The organism is Blastocatellia bacterium, assembly GCA_035573895.1.
Taxonomy (GTDB): domain Bacteria; phylum Acidobacteriota; class Blastocatellia; order HR10; family HR10; genus DATLZR01.
This window is the reverse complement of the sequence record DATLZR010000038.1, coordinates 1-6,996: the sequence shown is the minus strand read 5'-3', so window position 1 is coordinate 6,996 and position 6,996 is coordinate 1. Positions and strand designations below refer to the sequence as shown.

General features: G+C 59.8%; 7 protein-coding genes. 1 reads left to right on the top strand and 6 read right to left on the bottom strand.

The window, feature by feature from the left end; translation table 11 throughout:
* From VNM72_04250 to hisC, 4 genes are all read right to left on the bottom strand, one after another.
* On the bottom strand, window positions 1–209 hold a 209-nt coding region (locus VNM72_04250; protein ID HXF04610.1), incomplete at its 3' end, for a hypothetical protein.
* 156 nt (window positions 210–365) lie between these two features.
* A complete protein-coding gene (gene ggt, locus VNM72_04245; protein ID HXF04609.1) occupies window positions 366–2,069 on the bottom strand; it encodes a gamma-glutamyltransferase in 1,704 nt (567 codons plus the stop codon).
* 220 nt (window positions 2,070–2,289) lie between these two features.
* Entirely contained in the window at window positions 2,290–3,012 is a 723-nt protein-coding gene (locus tag VNM72_04240; GenBank protein ID HXF04608.1) for a hypothetical protein, read from the bottom strand.
* 40 nt (window positions 3,013–3,052) lie between these two features.
* A complete protein-coding gene (gene hisC, locus VNM72_04235) occupies window positions 3,053–4,204 on the bottom strand; it encodes a histidinol-phosphate transaminase (GenBank protein HXF04607.1) in 1,152 nt (383 codons plus the stop codon).
* A 294-nt stretch (window positions 4,205–4,498) separates the two neighbouring features.
* Between hisC and VNM72_04230 the strand changes: the two genes are divergently transcribed.
* Window positions 4,499–5,860, top strand: a complete 1,362-nt coding sequence (locus tag VNM72_04230; GenBank protein ID HXF04606.1) for an acyclic terpene utilization AtuA family protein — start codon at window positions 4,499–4,501, stop codon at window positions 5,858–5,860.
* 69 nt (window positions 5,861–5,929) lie between these two features.
* Here VNM72_04230 and VNM72_04225 read toward each other — a convergent pair whose 3' ends face one another.
* Together VNM72_04225 and VNM72_04220 are read right to left on the bottom strand one after the other, a co-directional pair.
* On the bottom strand, window positions 5,930–6,133 hold the full coding sequence (locus tag VNM72_04225; protein HXF04605.1) for a hypothetical protein: 204 nt from the start codon (window positions 6,131–6,133) through the stop codon (window positions 5,930–5,932).
* Between the two features lie 99 nt (window positions 6,134–6,232).
* On the bottom strand, window positions 6,233–6,996 hold a 764-nt coding region (locus tag VNM72_04220; protein HXF04604.1), incomplete at its 5' end, for a B-box zinc finger protein.

Below are 6,996 nucleotides of genomic sequence, written 5' to 3'. Positions count from 1 at the left end.
TGCTCTGCGATTGACTCAACGAACTGATCGCCCGCCGGTCCCCTGAGCAACTGCAGGTAACGCGAGAGAGCAGAAAGATAATCTCCCTCTTCCCACAGAACGGTGGCTGCTCGGAACTCTTTCATCAGATCGCCATCCCCGCTCCGCGGGACGACAACGCTGTGCGCGAGCGCACTCACGATGCACACGGCGGCGAATCGTTTGATCATCTCCCACTCCTTACCGAAAAATGGTGGCGCGGACGACGCGCAACCGTTGCAGTAGCGCAGGCTTTCCAGCCCGTGTCTTTCGCCACCTGTAACGGGCTTTCTCGCCTGCGCTTGCTTTTCGCAGACTGAAAATCTGCGCTCCCTGTGGCGTCCGCGCTACTTTGATAATCCAAGAGCCATGCCCTCCCCGCGCGGGTCAGCGCTGCCGGTGAAGCGAACGGGTCGTCCCTGCCGATCATATTCGATGGTGAGCCCGTGAGCATTGCCCAGAGCATCAAGGACGCGCAGTTTGTGACCTCGTTCGACCAGTTGCGCCCGAACGGGCGCGGGAATAGTTCGTTCGACCGCTATGGTATCGGGCTCGACGAAACTGATCCGGGGAGAGGCGATGGCCTGCTCGATGGTCATGCCGAAATCAACGAGGTTCATCACGATCTGGGCGACGATCTGCGAGATCGCATGACCTCCCGGCGTCCCCAGAGCCGCCCACGGTCGGCCCCGGCGGAAAATGAGAATCGGACAATCGCCCGAGAGCTTGCGCCGCCCCGCCCACGCATCCATCGGATTTCCCTTGGGCTCGAAGGTACAATAGGCCAGCGAGTTATTGAGCCAGATTCCCGTCCCCTTCACCATGATGCGACTGCCGAAGAGATTACCCAGCGTGAGCGTGGCCGAGACAATGTTGCCCCACCGATCGGCTACAACAAAATGCGTCGTATGGCGATCACCTGCCGGTTCCCTTCCCGGCATCGCGAAGGGTTTCGCCCGCTGTGGATCAATGGTTGCGGCCTCTTGCGCCCAGTATCGCTCGGACAGAAGAAGTTTCAACGGCGGCGGGGCGACCTCGGGATCTCCGGCGTACTGCAATCGCACGCGGTATCCGATCTTCGTCGCTTCAGCAAATCGGTGAAGGAAAGCCGCGCTCGACGGGCCGAGGGTCTTCACCGGGAACCGACTCATGATTCCCAGGCGAACGAGCGCATCGAAAGAAGTAGCAGGCGGAGAGGCAGTGACAATCCGATAGCCCCGATAGGTGATACTGATGGGATCCCACCATTCCGCTTCATGGCGACGGAGATCGTCAAGAGTGAGGAAGCCTCCCGCCTCTCGCACCGTCCCGGCAATCGCCTGAGCCAGTTCGCCCTCATAGAAAACCCTGGCTCCCTGGTCGGCAATGAGTCGGAGTGATCGGGCCAGGTCTTTCTGGACGAGCTTCTGTCCCGCCGTCAGCGGCTGACCATTTCGCCCGTAGATCTGCCGGGCATGGTCAGGAAATTCGGCAAACGAAGCAGCGATGGCCCGCGCCGTCGCTTCGGTGAGAGGGAATCCTTCGTCGGCCAGGCGAATGGCGGATTCAAACAGGCGCGGCCAGGGCAGCTCGCCATGCTCTTTCCAGAGTGCTTCCCAGCACCGAACAACGCCTGGAGTGGAGATGGCCTTCGCCCCCCGACGATTCTCCAGGTAGTTCGGAGTTGGCGGGCGAAAGACATCGGAATTGACTGCTGCCGGAATTCGTCCGCTGCAATTGAGAAATACGGCATCGCGTTCCTCGGCATCGTAGAGGAGAATCGTACCGTACCCGCCCGCTCCGGACATCATGGGTTCGACGACGGTGAGCGTAGCGGAAACAGCGATGGCGGCATCAAAAGCGTTGCCTCCTGCCGCGAGTATTTCCCATCCGGCTCGCGTCGCCAGCGGATGGGCCGAGCTGACCATGCCTGCCGTCCCGACGGCAGGACCTGAGGGGCGGTCGCTGCGTTCGGCGAGTGAACGAGTAACTGTCGTTGCGCCTTCTCCATAAAAAGTGGGAATCGGGCCTTGATAAAGCGTCACGCTTACCAAACTGACAAGCAGGAGCATCGCCCTCCATCTACGTCCTGAGCAGCGCCGCTTCAAGCGGCCCTCTCCGTCAGCCGAGACAAAACCGGGAGCCCTCTTCATCCGCGACCACGGCGAGAGGAGCCACAACCACGTCTCTGAAGACCCGCATGAACCCGGCGCACTCGCCCACGAGCGCCGCGCTCTCGATGAGAGATCTTCCGCTGCACGCGCTGAGGCGGATTCGGTTACGCACACCGCGTCAGTAAACGATGTTTTCGCCCACGCGCATACGGGAGACTTTGAACTCCAGAAAGATACGGGCATCGGGGTGCTGTCCAATCCGGGGATGAGGAAACTCCAGCTTGATCGTCTTATCGTCAACCGTCGCGATCGGACGGCCTTTGTAGTAACGCGGGAAGACGAGCTGAAACTCCGGACGATCCGTCGCCGCCGCGTAGCTCAGGAGCGGGACTTTCTCCCCATTGCCGCTGATGAGGTAGACGGAGTTCTTCAGCAGCTCAGTGGTTTGCATCCGCCAGTGGCGTTCGAGGTCACGCTGATCCACCATCACGTTGGATTGATAGGTGACGTGAACGACGACAGTCTCGCTGAAATCGCGCCGGAGAAACGATTCGGCCTTTTGGTCGAAAGCCCGCTGTTCCTCCACCGACAACCGATCATACCCCTGAGCGATCTGGGCGAGGCGGATCAGGGCCTGGCGGACGGGCGGCGCCGAGCGCAATTGAACGAGATAGCGAATTTGCGGCGCGGCTTCGCGGGCGCGTTCCGAACTGGGCGAGGACAGAGGTTCAATGATCACCTGGCTGAGCGTATAGCTTCGCGCCCAGGGAGAATCGTCGAGCAGCTTTCGGCACTCTCGCTCCGTCCACTGACGATACTCTTTCTTCTCCCAAAACTCCTGACTCTGGGCAGCAGCCAGACACCCGCACACGAGGGGCAAGAGAAGAAGTAGCTTCCTCATGATCTGGCCCTTTCTCCTCACCACATTTTAGGAGAGACGCTCACTTTCGGGCGGCGGCTTTTTGCTGGAGGGTGAAATCCCGAAGAGCTTCAGCAAAGGCCCTCATCTCCTCGGGGGTTCCTATGCTCACCCGACACCAATCGGTGTAGGGTGGAAAGAGCCGCGCCACGAGAATGCCTTGCTTTTGCATCAGCTCGCGGAAGGGCTGTAGCTCGTGCTTCAGGTGGAAGAAGACGAAATTGGTGTGTGAGGGAACGTAGCGATAGCCGAGCGTCTCCAGCAAGCGATAGAGAGCTTCCCGACCCTCGGCATTTTTCCGACGGCTGAAAGCCTGAAACTCCACGTCCTGATAGCTGGCCAGGGCTGCTCTCACGCCCAGGACGTTGATGCTGTAGGTCGTACGGAACTGACGCAGGCGGGCCACGATGTCCGGTCGGGCGAAGGCATAGCCGATTCGAAGACCGGCCAGACCGTGAATCTTGGAGAAGGTCCGCGAGACGATCACATTGTGCCCCTCACGCACGAGATCAATCATCGAGCCGTATTCGGGAGCCTCGACATACTCATAGTAGGCTTCGTCCACAAAGACGACCGTTCGCCGCGACACTTCTCGACAAAAAGCCCGGAGCCGATCCGCCGGAATAATCGTGCCGGTGGGATTATTGGGATTGCAGACGAAGACGAGTCGCACGGCCTGCGTCGTTCGCCGATCCATCTCGTCCAGATCATGGGCCATGTTTTTGTCCAGAGGCACGCGATGGACATATCCGCCGACCGTGCGCGCAGCGTTCTCCAATCCCTCGTAGGTCGGATACGCTGTCAGCAGCTCCCCTCCCTGCGGACCGTAGGCCATCGCCGCCATGCGGAGAATTTCGCTCGATCCGCTGCCCAACAGGACATGATCGGGCGAGACGCCTTCCTTCTTGGCGATCATCTCCTCCAGCTCTTTCCATTGAGGACCGGGATAGCGACAGCCCTCGTTAAGGGCCTCAACAATCGCCCGGCGGGCGCGTTCCGAGGGACCGTAGGGGTTTTCGTTGTTATCGAGCTTAGCCCGCACGACACCATCGCCGGAGACCGTCGGTGAGGACCCCTTCACCACTCCATCCCTTAAAAAGGGGCGCAGCGTTAACCCCGCTGCCGCTGTTCCCGTACTGAGCAACCACTGACGCCGCGTCATCGCAAGTGGCATAGTTCCCTCCCTCCACGTTGAGTTTGGTGAGACCACGCGAGCGTGAGATTATCAGAATTCCGTCACCCGATCAAGCGATCTTCTGCCCGAAGGAGGGAAGATTGCAGACGGTTTCATGCTTCCGTCGGTCTCACCACGGACTCCGGGACGAGAGTGAAGAGGTGAAGCCCTTCGCTGTTTCGCCATCTTTCAAGGGGAGGTGCGTCGGAAGCCGCCCTCGTTCAAGGGCGGTTCACCCGAGGAACAGTTGACGACGGGAAGGTTGTTCCGTAGGATTCCTCAGTCCGTCGCTTTATGAGAATGATTCGCATTGCCAACGGTCAAGGGTTTTGGGGCGACAGCTTGGACGCGCCGCTTGAGCAGGTGATGCTCGGTCCGGTTGATTATCTCACGATGGATTATCTGGCCGAAGTCACCATGTCCATCATGCAAAAACAAAAAGCGCGTGATCCCCGCCTGGGATATGCCCGTGACTTCGTCCCTCTGATGGAGCGACTTCTGCCCCTCTGCGTGGAGAAGAACGTCACGGTCATCACCAATGCCGGAGGAGTCAATCCACAGGCATGCCGCGATGCTGTTGTTGAGGTGGCGCGTCGCCTCGGTCTGAGCGGCCTTCGCATCGGGATTGTGACTGGCGATGACATTCTCGATCGCCTCGATGAGCTTTTGTCCCGGGGACATGAGTTGCGCGATCTTGATACCGGTCGCCCGCTCACCGAGATTCGCCCTCACATCCAAAGCGCCAATGTCTACTTCGGAGCCTTTCCCATCGCCGAGGCCCTGAGGCAGGGAGCCCGGATCGTCATCACCGGGCGCACGACCGACACGGGTATCACGTTGGCCCCCATGATCTATGAGTTTGGGTGGCGCGCCGATGATTACGACCGTCTGGCCGCTGGCGTCGTCGCCGGTCACATCATCGAGTGCGGGGCTCAGTGCACCGGCGGCAACTGTCAGATCGAGTGGGAGACGATCCCCGATATGGATCGCATCGGCTACCCCATCGTCGAAGCCTTTGAGGATGGAACCTTCATCGTCACCAAGCACGAAGGGACGGGCGGGCGCGTCTCCGCCGCCGTCATCAAAGAACAACTCGTTTACGAGATCGGCGATCCTCGCGAGTATATCACTCCCGAATGCATCGCCGATTTCACCACCATTCGCCTGGAAGACGTCGGACCCGATCGCGTCCGCGTCTGGGGGGTTCGCGGGAGACCGCCGACGGAGTTTTATAAGGTCTCGATCAGTTATTTTGCCGGATACAAAGCAGTGGGAACGCTCGTCTACAGTTGGCCCGACGCCTACGCCAAAGCTCGACGTGCTGATGAAATCCTCCGCAAGCGGCTGGACCGACTCGGCCTCCGATTCGAAGAGATCGTTACGGAATTTGTCGGCGTCAATGCCTGTCACGGGCCGCTGGCTCCGCCCCCCTCACCCGATCTGGCGGAGGTTCAGCTTCGCGTGGCCGTTCGCAGTCACGATGAGGCTGCAGTCCAGCGGTTCACCCGTGAGATTGCGCCACTCATCCTCAACGGGCCACCCACCGTGACGGGATTTGCCGGTGGACGTCCGCGAGTGGAAGAAATCATCGCCTACTGGCCGGCGCTGCTCCACAAATCTCAAGTCGAGCCTCAAGTCGAAGTCACCGAGGTCTAGGACCGGAAACTCCTGTCCCTCCCTCGCCCTGGAGGCGGAAGAATTCCCCCGGTCGGTTCACCTGCTCCTTCACAGATGCGTGCGAGGCTCGCGAGAAATAATCAACCGGTAAACGCCGTAGCACACCAGCGCCAGCACTCCCACGTAGATGGCCATCTTCACCAACCAGAAGGTGATGGCCAGGAGCGTGAAAACCAGGCCGATGAGTTTCATGGCGATGACAAAGCCGATGACAACCGCAATCGTGGCACCGACAATTTTGAGAAATCCCATCACTATCCCTCCTGAGAAAATGGCCACAGGTTTTCACCGATTCGCACCACTTTCTCCCCTGTCGGTGAAATGATGGACCCTGTGGCTTCCCTCCATTTTTCACCGCCCCGATCCCGCCGGAGGCAGTCGCGGATTGTCGCTCGATCTCTCATTGAACGATCCGCTGTCCCGGACAAAGAGGGAGGCCGGTCGGCCCCAGAAGTCCCGCGTCGTTTGGAGGTCCCCGCTCCGCCGATGGCGAGAATGGCGGTAGAGAAGATACAGCCCGATGGCCACAAAGATCACCGGCCAGAGCCTGCGCACCGAGAGGGCAATGTTGAAAAGCTTGAGCAGGTCCGATGCGATGAAAAGCATTCCCAAGCCAATGAGGACGACGGCGAGGACGTGCACGCGCTCGCGCAGTAACTGGCGGAGACGCTCATCGTCTTCCCGTGGATCGAGCCCCGCATTGATGGCTTGAGCCGTGCGATAGGCATCAACGAGAGAGAAAAGGTAGAAAACTCCACCGCCGATGCCAAAGAGGGCGATACCCGTGACATCGGCAAGCTCAATGAGTCCGATGATCATGAGGAAGTGGATGATGGCCTTGACATTCTGGTGATTGTAAACCGCTCCGAGTCCGGGAATGAGCGCACACAAAAGGGCCAGGGCGGGTGATTGTCGAGGCCGACGGGGGGCGGCTGCGTCCGTCACCCTCGGGCGACGCAGCATGTCAATTCCCCGGACGATGCAATCCTGACAGTAGGGGAAGCCCCGAATCCGATGATCGCACGACGGACACAAGGGGCGGCGACAGGCCGCACAATGAACCATCGCCCGGCGACCGGGATGATAGGAGCAGTAAAGGACGGACGTTCTCATGA